The organism is Solibacillus sp. FSL W7-1464, from assembly GCF_038004425.1.
Lineage (GTDB): Bacteria > Bacillota > Bacilli > Bacillales_A > Planococcaceae > Solibacillus.
Window position 1 is genome coordinate 1,468,794 of sequence record NZ_JBBORC010000001.1, and the last position, 18,925, is coordinate 1,487,718.

At 37.9% G+C, this 18,925-nt stretch carries 19 protein-coding genes; 14 read left to right on the top strand and 5 right to left on the bottom strand.

Annotated features, from left to right (window positions below):
* Positions 1–21 precede the first annotated feature (21 nt).
* Both MKZ25_RS07020 and proB read right to left on the bottom strand, forming a co-directional pair.
* Positions 22–1,293 carry a glutamate-5-semialdehyde dehydrogenase gene (locus tag MKZ25_RS07020; RefSeq protein WP_445326877.1) on the bottom strand — a complete coding sequence of 424 codons (1,272 nt, stop codon included), beginning with the start codon at positions 1,291–1,293 and terminating at the stop codon, positions 22–24.
* Between the two features lie 7 nt (positions 1,294–1,300).
* Positions 1,301–2,383, bottom strand: a complete 1,083-nt coding sequence (gene proB / locus MKZ25_RS07025) for a glutamate 5-kinase (RefSeq protein ID WP_340800866.1) — start codon at positions 2,381–2,383, stop codon at positions 1,301–1,303.
* Between the two features lie 536 nt (positions 2,384–2,919).
* Here proB and MKZ25_RS07030 point away from each other — a divergent pair.
* Positions 2,920–3,402, top strand: coding sequence for a sigma-70 family RNA polymerase sigma factor (locus tag MKZ25_RS07030; protein WP_340800867.1), 483 nt, complete (start codon positions 2,920–2,922; stop codon positions 3,400–3,402).
* Between the two features lie 61 nt (positions 3,403–3,463).
* Here MKZ25_RS07030 and MKZ25_RS07035 read toward each other — a convergent pair whose 3' ends face one another.
* Positions 3,464–3,856 carry a glucosamine 6-phosphate synthetase gene (locus MKZ25_RS07035; protein WP_340800868.1) on the bottom strand — a complete coding sequence of 131 codons (393 nt, stop codon included), beginning with the start codon at positions 3,854–3,856 and terminating at the stop codon, positions 3,464–3,466.
* A gap of 219 nt (positions 3,857–4,075) precedes the next feature.
* On the opposite strand from MKZ25_RS07035, the gene MKZ25_RS07040 reads away from it, so the two are divergent.
* The 4 genes from MKZ25_RS07040 to MKZ25_RS07055 all read left to right on the top strand — a co-directional run bounded on the left by MKZ25_RS07040 (position 4,076) and on the right by MKZ25_RS07055 (position 6,104).
* Entirely contained in the window at positions 4,076–4,270 is a 195-nt protein-coding gene (locus MKZ25_RS07040) for a hypothetical protein (protein ID WP_340800869.1), read from the top strand.
* A gap of 158 nt (positions 4,271–4,428) precedes the next feature.
* On the top strand, positions 4,429–5,130 hold the full coding sequence (locus MKZ25_RS07045) for a Type 1 glutamine amidotransferase-like domain-containing protein (RefSeq protein ID WP_340800870.1): 702 nt from the start codon (positions 4,429–4,431) through the stop codon (positions 5,128–5,130).
* 50 nt (positions 5,131–5,180) lie between these two features.
* A complete protein-coding gene (locus tag MKZ25_RS07050) occupies positions 5,181–5,705 on the top strand; it encodes an AAA family ATPase (protein ID WP_340800871.1) in 525 nt (174 codons plus the stop codon).
* Between the two features lie 36 nt (positions 5,706–5,741).
* Positions 5,742–6,104, top strand: coding sequence for a hypothetical protein (locus tag MKZ25_RS07055; RefSeq protein ID WP_340800872.1), 363 nt, complete (start codon positions 5,742–5,744; stop codon positions 6,102–6,104).
* Between the two features lie 175 nt (positions 6,105–6,279).
* On the opposite strand, the gene MKZ25_RS07060 is transcribed toward MKZ25_RS07055, so the two are convergent.
* Positions 6,280–8,451 (bottom strand): DNA topoisomerase III, encoded by a 2,172-nt coding sequence (locus MKZ25_RS07060; RefSeq protein ID WP_340800873.1) that lies wholly within the window; start codon positions 8,449–8,451, stop codon positions 6,280–6,282.
* A 384-nt stretch (positions 8,452–8,835) separates the two neighbouring features.
* Between MKZ25_RS07060 and MKZ25_RS07065 the strand changes: the two genes are divergently transcribed.
* The 6 genes from MKZ25_RS07065 (at position 8,836) to MKZ25_RS07090 (ending at position 13,937) form a co-directional block, all read left to right on the top strand.
* On the top strand, positions 8,836–10,197 hold the full coding sequence (locus MKZ25_RS07065; protein WP_340800874.1) for an aspartate kinase: 1,362 nt from the start codon (positions 8,836–8,838) through the stop codon (positions 10,195–10,197).
* A gap of 115 nt (positions 10,198–10,312) precedes the next feature.
* Positions 10,313–10,963: a DsbA family oxidoreductase gene (locus tag MKZ25_RS07070; RefSeq protein ID WP_340800875.1), complete on the top strand. Its 651-nt coding sequence runs from the start codon at positions 10,313–10,315 to the stop codon at positions 10,961–10,963.
* Positions 10,964–10,987: 24 nt separating this feature from the next.
* Positions 10,988–12,766: a glycerophosphoryl diester phosphodiesterase membrane domain-containing protein gene (locus tag MKZ25_RS07075; protein WP_340800876.1), complete on the top strand. Its 1,779-nt coding sequence runs from the start codon at positions 10,988–10,990 to the stop codon at positions 12,764–12,766.
* Between the two features lie 10 nt (positions 12,767–12,776).
* Positions 12,777–13,307, top strand: coding sequence for a tubby C-terminal domain-like protein (locus MKZ25_RS07080; RefSeq protein WP_340800877.1), 531 nt, complete (start codon positions 12,777–12,779; stop codon positions 13,305–13,307).
* A 12-nt stretch (positions 13,308–13,319) separates the two neighbouring features.
* On the top strand, positions 13,320–13,574 hold the full coding sequence (locus MKZ25_RS07085; RefSeq protein WP_079526108.1) for a thymidylate synthase: 255 nt from the start codon (positions 13,320–13,322) through the stop codon (positions 13,572–13,574).
* Positions 13,575–13,634: 60 nt separating this feature from the next.
* Positions 13,635–13,937, top strand: coding sequence for a hypothetical protein (locus tag MKZ25_RS07090; protein WP_340800878.1), 303 nt, complete (start codon positions 13,635–13,637; stop codon positions 13,935–13,937).
* 55 nt (positions 13,938–13,992) lie between these two features.
* Here the strand turns inward: MKZ25_RS07090 and MKZ25_RS07095 are convergent, their stop codons facing one another.
* Positions 13,993–14,184, bottom strand: a complete 192-nt coding sequence (locus MKZ25_RS07095) for a hypothetical protein (protein ID WP_008408460.1) — start codon at positions 14,182–14,184, stop codon at positions 13,993–13,995.
* Between the two features lie 160 nt (positions 14,185–14,344).
* On the opposite strand from MKZ25_RS07095, the gene MKZ25_RS07100 reads away from it, so the two are divergent.
* The 3 genes from MKZ25_RS07100 to MKZ25_RS07110 all read left to right on the top strand — a co-directional run bounded on the left by MKZ25_RS07100 (position 14,345) and on the right by MKZ25_RS07110 (position 18,856).
* Complete coding sequence (locus tag MKZ25_RS07100; protein ID WP_340800879.1) at positions 14,345–16,561, top strand: YcdB/YcdC domain-containing protein; 2,217 nt, start codon at positions 14,345–14,347, stop codon at positions 16,559–16,561.
* 456 nt (positions 16,562–17,017) lie between these two features.
* The gene (locus MKZ25_RS07105; RefSeq protein ID WP_340799980.1) at positions 17,018–18,241 is read left to right on the top strand and encodes an IS110 family transposase; all 1,224 of its coding nucleotides are present in this window, start codon (positions 17,018–17,020) and stop codon (positions 18,239–18,241) included.
* 186 nt (positions 18,242–18,427) lie between these two features.
* Positions 18,428–18,856: a homoserine dehydrogenase gene (locus MKZ25_RS07110; protein WP_340800880.1), complete on the top strand. Its 429-nt coding sequence runs from the start codon at positions 18,428–18,430 to the stop codon at positions 18,854–18,856.
* Positions 18,857–18,925 lie beyond the last annotated feature (69 nt).

Here is an 18,925-nt window from a genome sequence, read left to right on the forward strand (position 1 = left end):
TCACTTTATAGAAGATGAGTACTATTCACGAATTTGACCGTTGCCATGAATATAGTATTTCGTAGATGTCAATGCTGGTAAACCCATTGGACCGCGCGCATGCAACTTTTGAGTTGAAATCCCGATTTCGGCCCCATATCCGAATTCAAACCCGTCTGTAAAGCGTGTGGATGCATTATGATACACAGCGGCCGCATCAACTGAATTTAAAAATATTTCCGCGTGTTGCAGATTGTCAGTGATAATAGCTTCCGAATGATTTGTGCCAAACTGATTAATGTGATGTACCGCTTCCAGTACATCATCCACTACTTTTACGCTTAGTGTCAGAGCCAAAAATTCTTCGGCGTAATGTTCTTCCGTCGCCTCGATTGCTTCCGGCAATACAGTACACACATTTTCATCGCCATAGATTTTTATTTCAAGATCATTTTGCAAATAATGCAAAAATTGCGGACCGTGATTTTGGAAAAATTTCTGGTGAATCAATAAACTCTCTGCTGCATTGCATACGGATAAACGCTGTGTTTTCGCATTTTTTACAATTGATTTTGCCATTTCGAAATCAGCAAATTCATCCAAATAAATATGGCAATTTCCGGCACCGGTTTCAAGTACAGGCACCGTCGATTCACGCACGACTAAATCGATCAGTTTTTTTCCTCCTCTTGGTATCAGCACATCCAAGTATTCCGTCAATGTAAATAAAGATTTCGCTGTTTCCCGGCTTGTGTCCTCGATGAGCAAAACGGCATCTTTCGGGTAGTCGACAGCTTCCAATGCACGGTGAATCGATGCAACGAGTGCGATATTTGAGTGTTTCGCTGATGAGCTGCCACGTAAAAGGACCGCATTACCGGTTTTAATTGAAAGAGTTGCTGCATCAATCGTTACATTCGGGCGCGCTTCATAGATCATACCGATTACGCCTAATGGTACACGCTTTTTCGTAATTTGAAGCCCATTTTCTTTCGTGATTTGCTCGACTACTTCACCGACAGGATCTTCTAATCCGATCAGCTGAATGATCGCATCGCTCATCGCCTGTATACGGTTTTCATTCAGTAAAATACGGTCCAATGTCGCTTGATCGAGTCCGTTTATTTTTCCATCAGCAATATCTTTCGTGTTTTCCGTCAGCAGGATGTCCATATCGGCAAGAAGTTGTTGAGCGATACTTCTTAAAGCTTCATTTTTTTCTGCTGTTGTTTTGATATTCGTTAAATAGCTTGCCTTTTTTGCACGCTTTCCTTTTTCAACAACTTCATTTGCAATTGTTTTCGTCATTAAAATAACCTCCTTAAATTTTGACCCATTGATTACGGTGAATCACTTCAATCGGGTAATTCATGAGCTCTGTCGTCCGTTTGCCCATCGCATGCTCCAATTCAGCTGAAGAATAAAGGATTTCTCCACGACCGATACATGTATGTCGGTCAAAAACTTCTACAACATCGCCTTTTTCGAAATGTCCTTCATAGGCATAGACACCGGCTGGGAGTAAACTTTTTCCCCCATACTGCAATGCTTGGACCGCACCTTCGTCTATAAAAATCTTCCCGGAAGATTTTGAGAGCTGGACCCACTGTTTATTTGTCGGAACATACTTTTCATTGCGTTCAAAATATGTCCCATCACCGTTGTTTTCAAGGATTTCGGTAAGTTTTGTATGGCCGGACCCGGTGCCGATAAATACTTCGACACCGGTATTAATTGCGTAATTGGCTGCAGCCAGCTTGGACTGCATGCCGCCGGTCCCGACTTTTGAACCTGACCCTGTAGCAAATAGAAGCATTTCTTCTGTAATTTTTTCTATGCGATCGATTCGAATGGCGTTTGCGTTTGTTAATGGGTTTGCCGTATAAAGCCCGTTGACATCCGTTAAAATGATTAACTGATCTGCATGAACAAGACCACTAACTAATGCGGACAGCATGTCATTATCACCAAAAGTCAATTCGGCGACAGATACGGTATCATTTTCATTGATAATCGGGATGATTGAACGCTCCAATAGCTCTGTTAATGTTTCGTATGCATTTCGGTAACGCTGTTTATCGTTGAAATCAGAGCGAGTCAGTAATATTTGGGCGGATGTCTCATTATATGTGGCAAATTCATCTGCGTAAGCTTGGATTAATATACTTTGACCAACTGCCGCGGCAGCTTGTTTTCCTTTGAGTGTAATCGGTCGAGAAGGGTAGCCAAGCTTTCGGAAACCTGCTGCTACTGCGCCCGAAGATACTAAAATAACTTCATGACCAGCCTGTTTCAATGTGGCGATGGCAGCAACATGGTCATGAAATTTTTCATGATCAAGCTCACCTTTATTATTCGTTAAAGAACTGCTTCCGATTTTTATTACAACACGTTTTCTTTCCACCCGAAATCCTCCTCGATAAAAATATTGTAAAAAACATTGAGCGGCTTTAATACATAAAAAAGCACATTTCAATCCTATTGATTAGGACGAAATGTGCTGTTTCCGTGGTACCACCTAAATTGAATGCTCGTACTTGCATTCCACTTTATCTCATAACGCTGAGTCTGCGCCTATTTTTGTAGGAGCTGTTGAAGCAGGTTCGGCAGGTTTTGCTATGCCATTCTTTCAGCCTGTGGAATGTGCTCTCTTATATAGCCAATTGCTGCGTACTTGTCTTCAATATGCCTTTATATTTTCTAATAGCATGCATGATAGCGCGTTTTTTGTCAATATCGTTAAGTCTGATTTATTTGAAAATTATGCGAAAAACTCCTTTTTGGACCGATTTACGTTATAAAAGTGTGAATTTTACGACTATTACCTATGCAAAAGTATTTTTTCATGCTAAATCCGTACTTTGTTTCATTTTCAACTATTTTTTAAATTTGTAGTACCTAGGAATAATCGGTTGTGCACAGCTTAAAGGATTTGGAAATATGCAGATGCAGGATATCGAACAACTTCTTACTGAAAATGAAACATTAATCAAAAAAGTCATCTATAAACTGAAGATTTATCGGGATCTTGATGAATACATGCAAGTAGGGAGGATTGCTTTTTGGCAGGCATTACAGAAATTCGATGAGACAAAAGGAGACTTTGCGATGTTTGCCTATATGAATATAAAATATGCTATTATTCGGGCGCTTACGAAAGCGAATGACGTATCCGAACATGAACTGGCGGTGGAAGAAGATATAATTATCGTTAATACGCCACAATACGATTTGATTACATCCAGTGTGGAATGGCCAGAATGGTTTGATGAATTAAATGAAGAGGAGCAATCTCTGTTGATCGCTTTATATGAAAGAGAGCTTTCATTAAAACAGATTGCTGAAACGTATAGGTTGAAGTATGAAACACTAAAGAAAAGGCATCAGCGGTTACTGTCCAAGTTAAGAAGGTCATTAATATAATTACCTAGTTGCCGGGACACAAAAAAAGTGGAAGCTTATAAAGTTTCCACTTTGTATCATGTTATTGGATTGTATTTAAAAATGCTGTTCGCTGCTCTTCGGATTGCTGTTCGCCATTAACAAGCATTGCTCCGATACGGTAATCCGTTTGTCCTTTTTCAACAACATACTGTAAATTAACTGGCTGTACTTTGTTATCGATTTTGCACTTACCTTTAAATTCCACAACATGCTCCATCATTTTCGTTTGGAAGTATTCCCAGCGATTTTCTTCACAATAATTTTTGAAGGCATCTTCTATCGTAATATCGCTATTTTCCATAACGGGTGTAGCTTGAATATATGTAATGTAGTCATTATCTGTAACAGCTTTTTGCGGACCGAAAAAGTAAAAAAATATACCAATTACCCCGATTGGTATGATCCAAAATATCGTCCGTTTTCTTTTCTCCATGAAATAAATCCCCCTTTTTATATCATTAGTATAACATTGAAATGTTGATATTTTCTACATTGGGATAATAATTAGCTTAAAAAAGGGGTGCTGTTAACATATAGCATATGGATGTCATAATGGGCAGTCTAATAAGAGCATCCGTTAATATCGTAAAATTTGTTAATATAAAGATAGGTTATTGGTAACGAGAATTTATTTGAAAACCTGGAGGAAATTATGTTTTTTATTTTTATGGCAGTATACGGTACACCGGTTTTAGCTGTTTTATTTTGTTTAAAATTAGCACTGATCATCGATAAATCAAGAAAAGATGAGGATTTCAGGTTTAATGTTTATGTAATGACAGGAGCTTTCACGCTTATGATATCCTGTATCACAATTGCGCTGTTAACGGTTTTAGATGGGGTTTAATCCGTGTTATTTTATTTGATCAGTAAAAGAGCATTGTCTAAATGGCAATGCTTTTTTGTTAGGTACTCAAGGATTATCGCGAATTTTGCAGAATATATTAATAAAGCTAAAATGCGGGGAGACACTAAATACTCTTCATAACTGAAAGGAGTACACAAATGAAAACGAAACAAATAATTGCGATGGGCGGCGGGGGCTTTTCAATGGAACCTGATAATCCGCTTTTAGATCGTTATATTTTAAAACAGGCGGAAACGTCAAAACCGAAAATTTGTTTTCTGCCTACTGCTAGTGGAGATTCTGAACAATACATATCCAGTTTCTATAATTTTTTTAATACACAAGATTGCGACCCATCTCATTTATCACTAAATAACCCACCTTCTCGGGATTTGGAAAGTTTTATTTTAGAGAATGACATTATATATGTTGGTGGGGGAAACACGAAAAACCTTTTAGCTTTGTGGAAGGAAAGGGGATTAGATCGTATTTTAAGAAAAGCTTGGGAGGAGGGCGTTATTTTAGCCGGGTTAAGTGCAGGGGCAATCTGTTGGTTTGAACAGGGGGTGACAGATTCCTTTGGGGACGGACTTGAACCAATAACCTGTTTGGGATTGTTAAAGGGGAGTAATTGTCCGCATTACGATGGAGAAACGGAAAGAAGGCGTACATATCATCAACTGATTGAGTCTAATAAAATACAATCAGGAATTGCTGTTGATGATGGTGTTGCGATTCATTATACAGGACAGGAAATTCATAAAATAGTAAGTTCCAGATCTGATGCAAAGGCGTACAGTGTGTTTTGGGAAAAGGGCATAATTGAAAGGGCACTCCAAGCAGAATATTTGGGAACTTAATAGTTTATATTAGACTAGTCAATAAATTTTGAGGAAGTGAGTTGTTAAACATGCTTTTCGTACAGATGTCCGGATTCCCGGGCTCCGGCAAGTCGACGCTTTCTCGACAAATTGCCAAGAGAACTGGAGCAGTCATAGTAGATCATGATATTGTAAAATCTTCGTTATTAACGTCATTTGAGGAAATTCCAATAGAGAAAAAACTTGCTGGAAAGATTGCCTATAATGTTGATTGGTCTTTAGTGGAATTTCATTTATCACAAGGACAGAATGTCGTTTTAGATAGTCCTTGTCTTTATCAGGAAATGGTGGAGCGAGGGATAGGATTGTCAAAAAAGTATAATGCCGCATACAAATACGTAGAGTGTTATCTGAATGATTATCAGGAAATTAATAATAGATTACAAAGTCGAAATAGAATGGTTAGTCAAATAGAAAAGGCCAGCTCAGAAGAAATATTTAAATTTACGATTGAGAATAGTAAGAAACCAGATGAAGGTTCATATATCATTGTAAATACTAAAGATCCTTTAGAAAGTTACATAGATCGGGTAATTGATTTTATCATGGAGTAAGCCATACTGAAATCTATCCATTGCGGAGGTGCTGTATTGAAGCTCGTTAGTTCGAAAATAGGAATTTTAATTTTGTTTAGTGTTACTCTTTTATCTGCCTGCATACAGAAAGGTTATGTGTTTTTTGGTGAAAGTGAAAATTGGAGAGTCCAATATACAGTGACAGATGATAGTGGCTGCAATGCTACTAAAGGCTATATAAAATACCTGGGAAATGATTCAATGCCGGAACAATTGGAATTTAGTGTTGATAATACAGAAGGGGCCTCCATTTCATTAGATGAAAATGGCATGTTCTTTCTGCCATATGGCTGTTCGAATGCAACGGAAGGATCAGAGCTTGAAGCGAGTATCAAGTGGAACAGCCAATCGGAGACAATCCAATTACCTTTAAAATAATATTTATAAGTTAATTAGTATAGTACTGGTAGATTTCTGTATTCCGACTGCTATTGCGTAATTTTTCTTTATATTCAACAGAAATTAATAACAAGTCATAAAAGAAAAAAACACCTCGAAAGTTATGTGTTCGACACTAACTTTCGTGATGTTATTTTTAAAATGAAGTAAATTACTATGACTTTGTAAATTTGAAGCTTGTCTTTCGTTCCTTCTCATCCCAAATGAGGTGGGCATTGAAGATTTTTCCGCCTTTTTTAAATCCTTTGATCAAGTCCGTTTCACCGGAAGTTAAAAGTTTCTTCAGATTCGTTTGTGTAATTGTTTTTCCGAGTATTTTTTTGGAAACTGAAAATTTACAGCTGGCTTTTTTATAGTTTGAACAGCCGTAAAAAGTACCGTGATCGACAATGGATCCATCACAAAGAATACATTTCCCGACAACTGTTTTTTCTTTCTTATACTTTTTCGTATAGGGATTGTTTTCGGTGATTTTCTCCACATCATTTTGGTTGAAGGCCCAGACTTTTTCACGCTCGCCGGCATCTGCTATCAATTTATCGGCCAGTTTTTTTACCTGTTCCATAAATACTTGCGGGGAAGCGTGCCCTTCACCAATTTCAGAAAGGCGCTGCTCCCATTTAGCTGTCATGGATGCGGACGTTAATATGCTTTCACCCAGCGCCTCAATGAGCAGCATGCCTTTTGTCGTTGCAAACACTTGGTTTTTCCTCACTTCGATATAGTTCCGGTCTTTCAGTGTGCCGATAATTCCGGCGCGTGTAGCTTCCGTACCTAATCCTTCCGTTTTCGATAACACTTTTTCCAGCTCCGCATCTTCCAAATGTTTACCCGCCGTTTTCATGACTGTAATTAAATTACCTTCCGAATAGCGGTTTGGCGGCTGGGTTTCACCTTTCTTTACATCTGCTTTCACGACAGTCCCTTGCTCACTTTCCTGAAGAAGGGGGAGCAGTTCATCTTTATCAGCACTATCTTTTGTATGATGAATGACTTTACGCCAACCTTCCTCCAGCAGAACTTTTCCTTTGGAAATGAATTCCGCGCGCTGATCCACAAGCGAGTGAATTGTTGTATAGGAGAATACGGCATTATTGTAATGGGCCGCAATGACTTGCCTTGCAACTAAATCATAAATCTTTGCTTCCTCGGCACTGAACTTTGCCATATTCGGAACTTGTTCAGTAATTATTATGGCATGGTGATCGGTTACCTTTTTTTCATTCACGAACCGTTTATTGTTCATAAGTGAAGTTGTCGGTGGCGGTAAAAGACTTTTATATTGATCCAGCTTACTTAACTGTCCGAGAATAGCCGGTAATGTTTTCGCTTCCTCATTCGTCAAAAATTGTGAATCCGATCTTGGATAGGAAACGACACCTTTCAAATAAAGCTTCTGCAAAATATCGAGCGTCATTTGCGGAGAAAATTTAAATGCTTTGTTAGCTGTTGCCTGTAGTGCAGACAGATTGAACAAAAGGGGTGGTGCATATTCCTTCTTTTCTTTTTTTATATTTGTAATTTCCACGTTTTTATTGATGCAAAAGTTGGCTGCAGCAATTGCCTGGCGTTCTTCGAGAAGCCTTGTCACATTATTTTTATGCCATTTTGCTTTGAGGGTCTTGCCGTTGAAATTGAATTCCGCCTCCACTTCCCAAAACGGTTCTGGTTTAAAGTTCGCAATTTCATGCTCACGTTTCACGATAAGCGCCAAAGTGGGTGTTTGTACTCGTCCAATGGAGAAAACATCTTTTACGCTATTACGTTTAAGGAGTACCGTGTACAATCTGGATGTATTAATACCGATAAGCCAATCAGCACAGGAGCGGCTTAATGCTTCAAAATAAATATTCCTCGTTTTTTCTTCCGGCAATAAGTTTGCAAATCCGTTTTTCACAGCATTTTCCGTTAATGAGGATATCCATAATCGTTTCATCGGTTTATTCACACCACATACTTTTAAAATGGTACGTATAATGAGTTCACCTTCGCGCCCAGCATCCCCGCCGATGATGATTTCTCGAATATCCGGTCTTTTAGTGAGTGTTTTTATAATATTGAACTGCTTATATTTCGTTTTCGTTACTTTATACTCGAAACGTTCGGGAATGATCGGCAATGTATCCAACGTCCATTTCTTCCAGGCAGCGTTGTACTCTTCCGGGGCCTTCAATTCACAAAGATGACCGATCGCCCATGTAATGAGGGCACCTTCCGGAAAGTATGTGTTTGGCTTCACTTCAAAATAACCGGCCTTTTTAGTAAATGAAAATGGGGCAGCCAATTTTGCTGCCTGATCTGGTTTTTCTGCAATTACTATTTTCATATATCCTTCTCCTACTAATAATAATTACAACTCCTATTGTAATAATTATAGAGTAATTTACAGTCGAATGGGAGAACAAACATTTATTCCTTACTATAGATGGTGGGTAAGATGGTTTCACTATTTTGTCACTTCATTTGCCTAACAGAGGACAATTATTTTTTATTGTAAAAATGTTATAAATTTAAATAAATAAATATCATTTTTTATAAAAATCTCATATAATAGATTGACAAAATGACGAATTATTCGTATTTTGACTAAATAGATTAATGAATTTACTGAATAGTCTTGACTGAAATGGGATAAATTTGTACACTGTGTAAAGTCAAATGTTTTTTCGGTGAGTACAAATATCAATTTTGAGAGTAAGGATATGATGAGATGATAGTATGTAAATTTGGCGGCACATCTGTCGCGAGTGCAGAACAAATCAAAAAAGTAGCAAGCATTGTGAAATCTAATCCTGAAAGAAAGATTGTCGCTGTTTCTGCGCCTGGTAAGCGTTCAAGTGACGATATTAAAGTGACGGATTTATTAATAGATTTAGCAAACACCGTGATGAATGAAGGCGATGTTGAAGCGAAAATTAAGACTGTAGTAAATCGTTACCGTAATATCGCTGAAGATCTTGGTCTAGACAATACAATTTCAGATATTATTGAACAGGATATACGAGGGCGTGTGACAGAAAATTTGTCAGACAAAGATTTATTCCTAGATAATATAAAAGCAAGTGGTGAAGATAACAACGCAAAACTTATTGCGTCTTATTTTAATGCAATCGGCATGCCTGCAAAATATGTAAGTCCAAAAGATAAGTTAATTTTAAATGACTTCCCGGAACGTACGTATGCACTTCCAGAAGCATACGAAAACTTAAGTGTATTGAAAGATACGGAAGAAATTATAATTTTCCCTGGATTCTTCGGATATACAAAGTCAGGCATATTACGCACATTTGACCGTGGCGGATCTGATATTACAGGTTCCATATTGGCATCTGCCGTTGGGGCAAAGCTATATGAAAACTTTACGGATGTGGACTGCGTGTTCGCTGCAAATCCTAAAGTCGTAAATGATCCAGTCGATATTAAAGAAATTACGTATCGCGAAATGCGCGAATTATCGTATGCCGGTTTTTCCGTATTCCATGATGAGGCATTGATGCCGGTCTATAAACAGGGTATTCCGGTCAATATTAAAAACACAAATAACCCGTCTGCGTCCGGAACATTAATATTACCAACTCGTCCGGCAACGAATCGCCCGGTCACAGGGATTTCGGCGGATAGTGGTTTTTCAATACTATATGTATCAAAATATTTAATGAATCGGGAAGTTGGCTTTGGTCGCAAGCTTCTTCAAATTATAGAAGAAGAAAACATTTCCTATGAGCATACGCCATCTGGCTTAGACGATATTTCAGTTATTATGCGTTCATGCCAGCTGACACCTGAAATTGAAGAGCGTATTGTAAAACGTGTTAAGGAAGAATTATGCGCAGATGATGTTCAATTCAGTCATAACTTTTCAATGATTGTCATTGTCGGGGAAGGCATGCGCCATAATACAGGCTTGGCGGCACGTGCGGCAACTGCGATTTCCGCAACAGGTGCAAATATTGAAATGATTAATCAAGGTTCTTCGGAAGTTAGTCTTGTATTTGGTGTTCTTTCAAAATATGAAGATCAAATTTTAAAGGGACTTTATGAAGAGTTTTTCGCAACAATTACTTCGTTTTAGATAATATTTAGTCGAATCCATGTCGGGTTCGGCTTTTTTCTTTGGAATTTTGGGTATTGTAATAAAAAACCCATAGAATAGAGGGATAAATACATAAATTAAAGGGGGAGACAATATGAAAATAGAAATTTTTTCCGATTATGCTTGTCCGTTTTGTTATATTGCGAAAACGAAATTATTTCAAGCGATTAAGCAGTTAAATCTAGATGAGGAAACGGAAGTCGTTTACAGGGCATTCGAACTCAATCCTGCAGCTTCAAAGTCGGAAACGGTATCTTATGTCGACACAATCTTTAAAAAGAAAAACAATGATCTCCGTAAAACGGAAGAATTTATGGAAGCGTTGGAAATTCATGCACAGGATGCCGGAGTCAGATTCAATCTTGATAAGGTAGTGCTCGCCAATACAAAAAATGCCCACCGTTTAACTAAACTTGCAAGGCTTTATGAAAAAGAATTGGAGTTTGCTGATATTGTGATGGAATATTTTTTTTCAGAAGGTCTTAATTTAAATGACATAGAGGCACTGTTGGACATTTGCGAACAGATTGGCATTGACCGGAACATGGCGCAAAAAATAATAAAAGAACAACAATTCACTGAAGAATTAGTACTGGATCGTTATGAGGCACAGCAGCTGCAAATATCAAGTGTTCCTTTTTTTGTCTTTGAAGACCATTACGGTATTAGAGGAGTGGAGCCGCTGGAGGTATTTATAAATACATTACTTCAAACAAAGGAATATATGAAGAAAAACCAAAAATAGAAATTACTAGTCGGAGGAAGTTTTGTGGACAGAATTAAACGAGTTATAAAACTGATTTTCAGAAATCTGTATTATTATCGAGTCGATTATATACGGACGTTTGCGATATTACGGATTGTGCAGGCATTTATTCTATTGCCGCTCATCTGGCTGATTACCGCGCTTGTCATGGATATAACAGGAGTGCAGGTGATCACTCAAGATAGCATCTTGTATTTACTGACACATCCGTTTGCGATATTAGGAATAGGAATCATATTTTTTATCGGAATTGTATTCATCTATTATGAATTAGGATTTTTAATACTACTGGCATATTATCAGCAACGGGCCATTCCATATACATGGAAAGAGCTGTTAAAACGGTTAAATCAGAAGGTTGTCTATTTTATCAGTTTGCAGACATTGCTGATTGTCGTTTACCTCCTGTTATTAATTCCGCTTATTTCATCATTATTACCAGTTTCATTGATTCAAAATATCAATGTACCAAGTTTCATTATAGATGAACTTTTGAACTCCCGGAATGGCACTGTCTTATATATTGTGCTAATAATAATATTGAGCTTTATAAGTTTACGCTTTATTTTTACATGGCCATTTTTTACGGTTTACCAAGAGGTTACACTATTTAAAGCATTAAAAATGAGCTGGCAGTTTTCGAAAAGGAAACTGCTTGAGACGGTCGGAATGATCGGGCTTGTTGTTATTGTCAATGTAACGCTTTTATTGTTCGCATTATTTATAGTATTAACACCGCTATTTATCATTGAAACTCTGAAGCCGGACTGGGGACTTGTTACCGCAAGCTTTACGCTGACCCTCGCACAGGGCGTCATCATTCTGTTTTTTACTATATTGCAAGTGTTCTTTACACAGCTGATCGTAATGGTGGCATTTCAGTTAACACGCCATAAACCATTAATCGTTCAGGAAGAATCATTTAGACAAACGATTCGCCAATGGACCTTTATCATTGTTGTATTCGCTTTTTTCCTTGTGAGCGGTATTAATCTGATCAGTTTGGAAAAAACGATTTACGAACCCGAAACCAACATCATATCCCATCGAGGATTTATGGATGGCGGTGTGGAAAACACATTAAATGCCATTGAGGCTGCAAAAAAAGCAGAAGCGGATTTAGTGGAAATCGATATTCAGCAAACGAAGGATGGGGAATTTGTTGTCCATCATGATAAAACGTTGTCACGCTTGGCGGGTGAAGACGATATTGTCTATGATTTAACGCTCAATGAACTAGTTACGACGACTGTTTTGGCGGATGGGTTCAGCGACACGATCGCTTCTTTTGAGGAAGTGCTTGAGATGAGTCGTGATTTAAATATAAAATTGCTTATTGAACTGAAAACACATGGTTTTGAAACAGAGGACTTTCTTCAGCGCTTTGTCGATCTGCTTGATGAATATGATGCCTTGGATTATCATTATGTTCAATCGCCTGATTTGCCGTCAATGGAAATGCTGGAAGAACTGGAACCCCGGATTCATACCGGTCATATTTACTCCATCGCCTATGGGAAACTACCGGAATCAAATGCCGACTTTATTTCAGTAGAGCAGTCTTTTGCGACAAAAAATATTCAGAAGCAGGTTGTAGACCGCGGTATGGAGCTGTTCGTCTGGACGATAAATGATGAGTCGGATATGCAAAAATTTTATGAGAAAAATGTAGATGGTGTCATTACCGATCATCCGGATGAAGCACTTTCAAAACGTGAAAAATTTGATGAAAAGCAAAATTTCATAGGGCGGATACTCAATAAAATCAAGATTATTTATTAAGGGGAAATCAATGCAGACTTATACGTACGAAGTATTAGGAGATATAAAATCCACGGAACAGCGGCCAGTATACAATCAAGCGGGGGAACAAATCCTGAAAGTTCAGCGCATTTATGATAATGGGTTGAAAAAGGTGCTGGATGGCTATTTCGATCACCGCTATTTTTTGAAATATGCGGTGCTCCGTAATGATGGACAATTATTGTTCGAAGTGAAAAAGATTTTTAGACGTGGGAAAGTGTGGTTTGAAGGGAAAGATCATGTTCTAAACGAAAAATATATCATTAATTACGAAAACTGGCGTATAGGCGTCCCTGAACTATTTATTTCAAACGACAAATTTAGAATGAAAATTGACAAAGAAATGGAAGACTGGTCCAACTTTATTATCAATGATGAGGTTATCGCAAGATGGCTTGCAGTTTATAATGAACAATCGGATATGTTTTCGGTTAAGCTGGTAATATGGGATGAAGCACCGGTGCAGGACCCGGCGTTTTATATCGCCATTGCACAGGCGACACTATTTATAGGGGTATAGGAGAGTAAAAAGATGAATGTTGTATTTGTATTAACAGAAACCGCTGAAGAAGTTTTGCAAATGGTCAGTAACGATGTTGCGGGACTGCTCGCTGCTGTAAAGGGCGAAAGTGTTTCTTTTCCGTTTGGCAGCTATCAGTACGACAGCCACACACTGGATCATTATTTATTGGAAAATGGTACATATCAGCAAGAGCTTGTCATTTATTTAAAACCAGAGCAGAAAAATAACGAAACGATTTTGCCGTTACCTAAAATGCAGGATTAACATAGCTAATTTGCATCCATTCTATTATAATTTCACCTGAATAAAGGAAATCGAATTCACTTGTCGAATGTAGTTGTTGAATACATATTGGCAGGTGAATTTTCTTTGCGTCAGCTAAATCTATTTGATCTGGAATTTGAGCGGCATCAGCCGAAATTTCAATTGATGGATACTGTGAAAGTAATATTAATCGATGAACAACTGGATAGTGAAACCTATTATTATCGCAAATTTTATGAAGCCCATATTATTAATAAGGTAGGGGAAATAACAGACATTCATATAAATACATCCGGAATCCTTACCTGCGAAGTGGATATAAACGGAGCGAAATATTATTTGCTTGAAGAGGAGCTTATTTAAAGAAAGGTATGCAAACGGAAAAATCCCGAGTACTTAAAGCGGTACTCGGGATTTACTATTTATTTTTCCGTTCAAGTTTCATACCGATAATACGAATGACGATGCCGATCAGGATAAACACCCATCCGATGCCGATAAAAACATAATTCAATGTTTGATTAGTGTTAGGCAGGATGCCAAACAAACCTAAACAAACGACAATAATGCCGGAAAATGATACAAGCATTCCTGCTGTTACAATATTCACGAACTTCACCTCTGAAAAATTCTATCATGACTCACTATCGAACACAATCTCCCAATGTTTCCTGGATGAAAAGGAATAATTTCATTTAATATCCAATATATTGAAACTATTGCCAATAATTAGGCGTATAATAGGTAGAACATAAAAGGAGGAATTGGAAATGAAGAAATGGACAACCGCTTTAGGCATGTCGATTGTTTCTCTAGGATTGCTTGCCGGTCCCGCTCTTGCAGAAACTTCTGTTAAACCGAAAGAAGAAAGGGTACCCATCTATGTGGCAATGACGGAAGAAAGTGTAACAAAAGAGCAGCTGATTAAAATTTTAAAAACAAAGTTACCGGAGATGTTCGCTACATACTCTGATAGTGATTTTCAAATGACATCGATGAGCTATCATTATGCAGATGATTTGACGACACGCTATGAGTTAACATTTCAGAAAAATGTTAATAAACAGATGGAAAGTGGCAGCGCATCATTCAGATCGGACAACCTGGAAATAGAGCATCTCTATTTTAGCCCTGCAAATCTTAAAGATGCGCTATTTCCTGGGAAAATAACGGAAGAACAAGGACGTAAAATCGCGGAAGATTTCTTGAAAAAGGTTGCTTCATCATCCAATTACGTGTTATCAAATGAAACACCCAATTATTTCAGCCGCTTAATCACGGAGCCGATCACATACAATTTCAACTTCACTTCAACTGAAAAAAATATTCCAATACAGGATCAGTCGATTGTAGTGAATGTTCTGGGCGATGGAAAAATTCAATATTTCACACAAATGATTCCGGAACAAAAACGCATGGCATTTGAAGAGGCGAAAAATATTGTTTCAAAAGAAGCCGCGCTGGAAAAAATGAGAAATCAATTGGATTTAACATTGCAGTACTCGATTGATTATTCTTTAACATCGTCAAAACCTGCTGTAAAACTTGTTTACTTGCCAGCTCCAAATGTAATTGGCTTACATGCAGCATCGAATAAATGGGCAACTACTGCGGGCAAGGTAGAATCGTTAAATAGTAACGTAGCAATACAACCGCTTGCTCCTAGTCAATTAAAAGCACCATCGCCAATTACAATGGATGACGCGAAAGAAATTGCAAGACGGTTAGTAGAAAACCAGGGGAACACAACTAAGTTCACAATTGATCATGCTTATGAACATGAAATGAATGATCAGGCTGTAATCAGTGTTTCTTATTCTTACCGATACCAAAATGGCTCATTTGGTTCTTCGATCGAGTTCAATAAAAATACAGGGGAACTTATTTCGTACTCTGATTTCTATAGTCCAATCCCACTTGAAGAAGGTGAAACGGAAAACACAGTGCCAAGACTGGATAAAGATAAAGTTCTTGCAGCGGCGGAAAAATATGTGAAGGAACTTGCTCCGACCTCCGTACATGAATATGCAATGGCAAATACAGATCCGGGTTACGATAAAGAATCGAAAGTGCATTATGTGAATTTCCCTCGAATAAAAAATGGACTGATTGTAAATGGTGACAGTCTATCGGTAACAATTGATGACGAAGGGAAACTGAAATCATTCTATCGCTATCCATTAGAGATTGAACAGTGGCCGGATGCTGAAGCAACAGTTTCAGGTGAGGAAGCAAAGAAACGATTTGCTGATGCACTGGATGTTAAGCTGGTCTATCACCGACTGCAAAACGAAGACGGTAAATATGAGCTTGTTTACGTGCCGACTGTAAATGGACAAGAGACTTATCAAATCAATGCCAACAGCGGCGAAATTGTCAGCCCATATGCACAAACTGAAAAAGCGAAAGTAACTCATCCGACTGCAGAAAAGGAACTGAACTATTTAATCCAGGCTGGCGCAATTGAAGTGAAGGATCCGAAAACTTTCAATGCGGATACGGCTATCACACAAGGGCAGGCGCTGCAGACAATTATTAAATCCATCACTTATTTCTATGAGGATTATTATGCATATCGTCAGGAGCAGCCACCAGTATCATTCGATGAGATCAATCCGAATCACCCTTACTATAATGTAGTGGAAACAGCAACACGGCTTGGCATTTTAAATCCGCTTGAAGATAAACTGAACATCGATCAAAACGTAACAAATGAGCAATTGGCCGTTTGGTACATCCGTACACTTGGTCTTGAACAAGCAGCCAAGCATCCGGACATTTATCAGTTAACGATTAAAGATGCTACTGAGATCGACCCGAAAAAAATCGGATATGTGGCAATTTCCCATGTGCTAGGACTTCAAGGGGCAGAACAATCGATGTTCTCACCGAAAAAAGAAGTAACATATGCACAGCTGGCAAAATCCATTATTAGACTAGCTTATGAAATTGCAGAAAAGCGAAATAGTGGTTCGTATTACTACTAACCCTTATAATAATTTTAAACTCGTGAAGTTTATGGAGACTCCACGAGTTTTTTTATATTTTTTTCATAAAATAAGGAATATACGTTCTGTTTTGTGCAATCGTTAGTGGTTTAACTGTACCGACTTGTGATAAAATAATTTAAAGTGCTAAACTGAAAAAAATCGCGATAATTTTTTTGAAACGTTGTAAGATAGTACAAGTAATGAATCAATAAACATACTAACATTAGTAGTACAAACCAAGGCCATGGTTTGTGCTACTATTTTTTTATAGTAGAAGTGAAGAAAAGTCGACCAGCCTCTGGGACCATTTCTGAGTCCGTATAATAAACCGGCTAACTTCACGCCCTTATATGAATCAGTTTAGTATGTTGGGTCCAAGAGATCGTGTATAAGAAAGTGGAATCGATAAGGTATTGTGAAGACTTCTATATTTGGCTAAAAAGGAGAAACTATATGAAACATGTCATTGCGTTTGATGTAAGTAAAGGGAAAAGTTCGATGGTTATTTACGATGGCTATCGTCAATGTGAGTTTGAAGGAGAACTCTATCATACTCGAGTTGATTTTGAACGTTTACACAAACGGATTGAAGAAATCTCAAGACTTGATGGACAAACTCCTCAAATTGTATTTGAAGCGACAGGTGTTTATTCAAAACCAGTTGAAGCGTTTTTCAAAAATCATGGTTATACATACAGTCGTATGAATCCACTGGAAGCGAATTTACAGATGGCGAAAATGCGACGCCATAAAACGGATAGAAGTGATGCCCATGAATTAGCGAGAACGCACTTTAAAATGGAGCGTGAAGCAACTTATATACAAGATGATTATTATGAACAAATGCGTGCTTTAACCCGATATTACGATGAAATCGATGAGGAAATGATTTTATTAAAAAGTCGTATGCATGCGATTTTACATATGAGCTTTCCAGAGCTTGAAAAACTCATTACGCCAAGTTCTGCTTTATTTTTGAATATCGTACAACTATATCCACATCCAGCACTTGTTTTGTCGCATTCAAAAACGGTCATTAAAAATCGTTTGAAATCAAATACGAAAAAGAATCTATCACTTACCCGTGCCGAGAAAAAGGCGATGGAGCTAATAGAAGCAGCTCAAAATAGTTATCCGGCAATTAAGTCGTCAGATGTTCGATGCGAACAAGTAAAGGATTACGCCACTCGTATTGCGGAATTAAAAGAGAAGAAAGAAGCAATCGTCCAAAAGATGACAGAGCTATCAAAAGAACGTCAAGAATATCTTGTATTCCGTTCGATTCCTGGTGTGGGCGATTCAACCGCTTGTCGTCTGATTGGTGAAATCGGTGATATTCGCCGCTTCCAAAATGCGAAACAATTAAACGCTTATGCAGGCATAGACATCATGCGGTATCAATCCGGTAACACACAATATCGGGATCGTATCAATAAGCGTGGCAATAAACATTTGCGGAAAATTTTATATTTCATGATGCAAGGAATGCTTATGTTAAAAGACAAACCCAATCATTTTGCGGATTACTATTATAAATTAAAAACGCAACCTCAGAGAAAGCCTCATAAGGTTGCGATCATCGCCTGCGTCAATAAATTTCTGAAAGTGACATTTCAGTTACTGACACGTGGCATTATGTACGATTATGAGTCCGCACTACCAGCTCAGAAATCGTAATGAAATGTAATTCAACTATACCATACAGACCTTTCGAAAAAAATAGAAATCGTTAGGTCTTTTCGTCATGTGAAAATTTAGTTTTAAGGGTGAGGGGTACCCCTCACCCTTAAAACTAAATCATCAAAACAAAAGAAATTAATTAAATACACTTGACTAATCGTAAGAATGGAAGTTGGGAAAAAAATGCAAAAAAATAAATACCGAATTCATAGCAATGTTCTATTTGAAATTGCGCAAAGCCGTTCATTCACAGAAAAGGATAATATCGAGGAACGTTTTGATGAAGAAGGAAAAATCAAATTATTAAGTGACCGTGCTGGTGCAGATCTATCATTATCCATTGTGAAGACTGAAGATGGGATCGCATACTCAGTAAAATGGGATGACTCGGAAGAAGTATTCAAAGGGTGGAACATGGCATGGGAAGAATTTATTTGGTGCCTAGGTGTTGTCAACAAACCACTTGAAGAAGCCGCAAAAAAAGCTGCAGAAGAAGCAAAACGCCGTGCAGCTGAAGAAGCATTGCTGGCAGAAGAAAATGCAGAACTTGAAGAAGCTGTAGCAGAAGAAGCTTCAACTGAAGAAGCTGCAGCTGACGAATCATCTAAATAATTTTGTAAAAACGCCTTCGCAGCTATTGCAGAAGGCGTTTTTTCCATTATGAAGTGCATTAGGGCTTTC

What these genes read in the sequence shown, in the direction of transcription:
- MKZ25_RS07030 (WP_340800867.1), top strand. Translation starts at nt 2,920, where the DNA reads ATGCAGATGCAGGATATCGAACAACTTCTTACTGAAAATGAAACATTA.
- MKZ25_RS07035 (WP_340800868.1), bottom strand. Translation starts at nt 3,856, where the DNA reads ATGGAGAAAAGAAAACGGACGATATTTTGGATCATACCAATCGGGGTA.
- MKZ25_RS07040 (WP_340800869.1), top strand. Translation starts at nt 4,076, where the DNA reads ATGTTTTTTATTTTTATGGCAGTATACGGTACACCGGTTTTAGCTGTT.
- MKZ25_RS07045 (WP_340800870.1), top strand. Translation starts at nt 4,429, where the DNA reads ATGAAAACGAAACAAATAATTGCGATGGGCGGCGGGGGCTTTTCAATG.
- MKZ25_RS07050 (WP_340800871.1), top strand. Translation starts at nt 5,181, where the DNA reads ATGCTTTTCGTACAGATGTCCGGATTCCCGGGCTCCGGCAAGTCGACG.
- MKZ25_RS07060 (WP_340800873.1), bottom strand. Translation starts at nt 8,451, where the DNA reads ATGAAAATAGTAATTGCAGAAAAACCAGATCAGGCAGCAAAATTGGCT.
- MKZ25_RS07065 (WP_340800874.1), top strand. Translation starts at nt 8,836, where the DNA reads ATGATAGTATGTAAATTTGGCGGCACATCTGTCGCGAGTGCAGAACAA.
- MKZ25_RS07070 (WP_340800875.1), top strand. Translation starts at nt 10,313, where the DNA reads ATGAAAATAGAAATTTTTTCCGATTATGCTTGTCCGTTTTGTTATATT.
- MKZ25_RS07080 (WP_340800877.1), top strand. Translation starts at nt 12,777, where the DNA reads ATGCAGACTTATACGTACGAAGTATTAGGAGATATAAAATCCACGGAA.
- MKZ25_RS07085 (WP_079526108.1), top strand. Translation starts at nt 13,320, where the DNA reads ATGAATGTTGTATTTGTATTAACAGAAACCGCTGAAGAAGTTTTGCAA.
- MKZ25_RS07100 (WP_340800879.1), top strand. Translation starts at nt 14,345, where the DNA reads ATGAAGAAATGGACAACCGCTTTAGGCATGTCGATTGTTTCTCTAGGA.
- MKZ25_RS07105 (WP_340799980.1), top strand. Translation starts at nt 17,018, where the DNA reads ATGAAACATGTCATTGCGTTTGATGTAAGTAAAGGGAAAAGTTCGATG.
- MKZ25_RS07110 (WP_340800880.1), top strand. Translation starts at nt 18,428, where the DNA reads ATGCAAAAAAATAAATACCGAATTCATAGCAATGTTCTATTTGAAATT.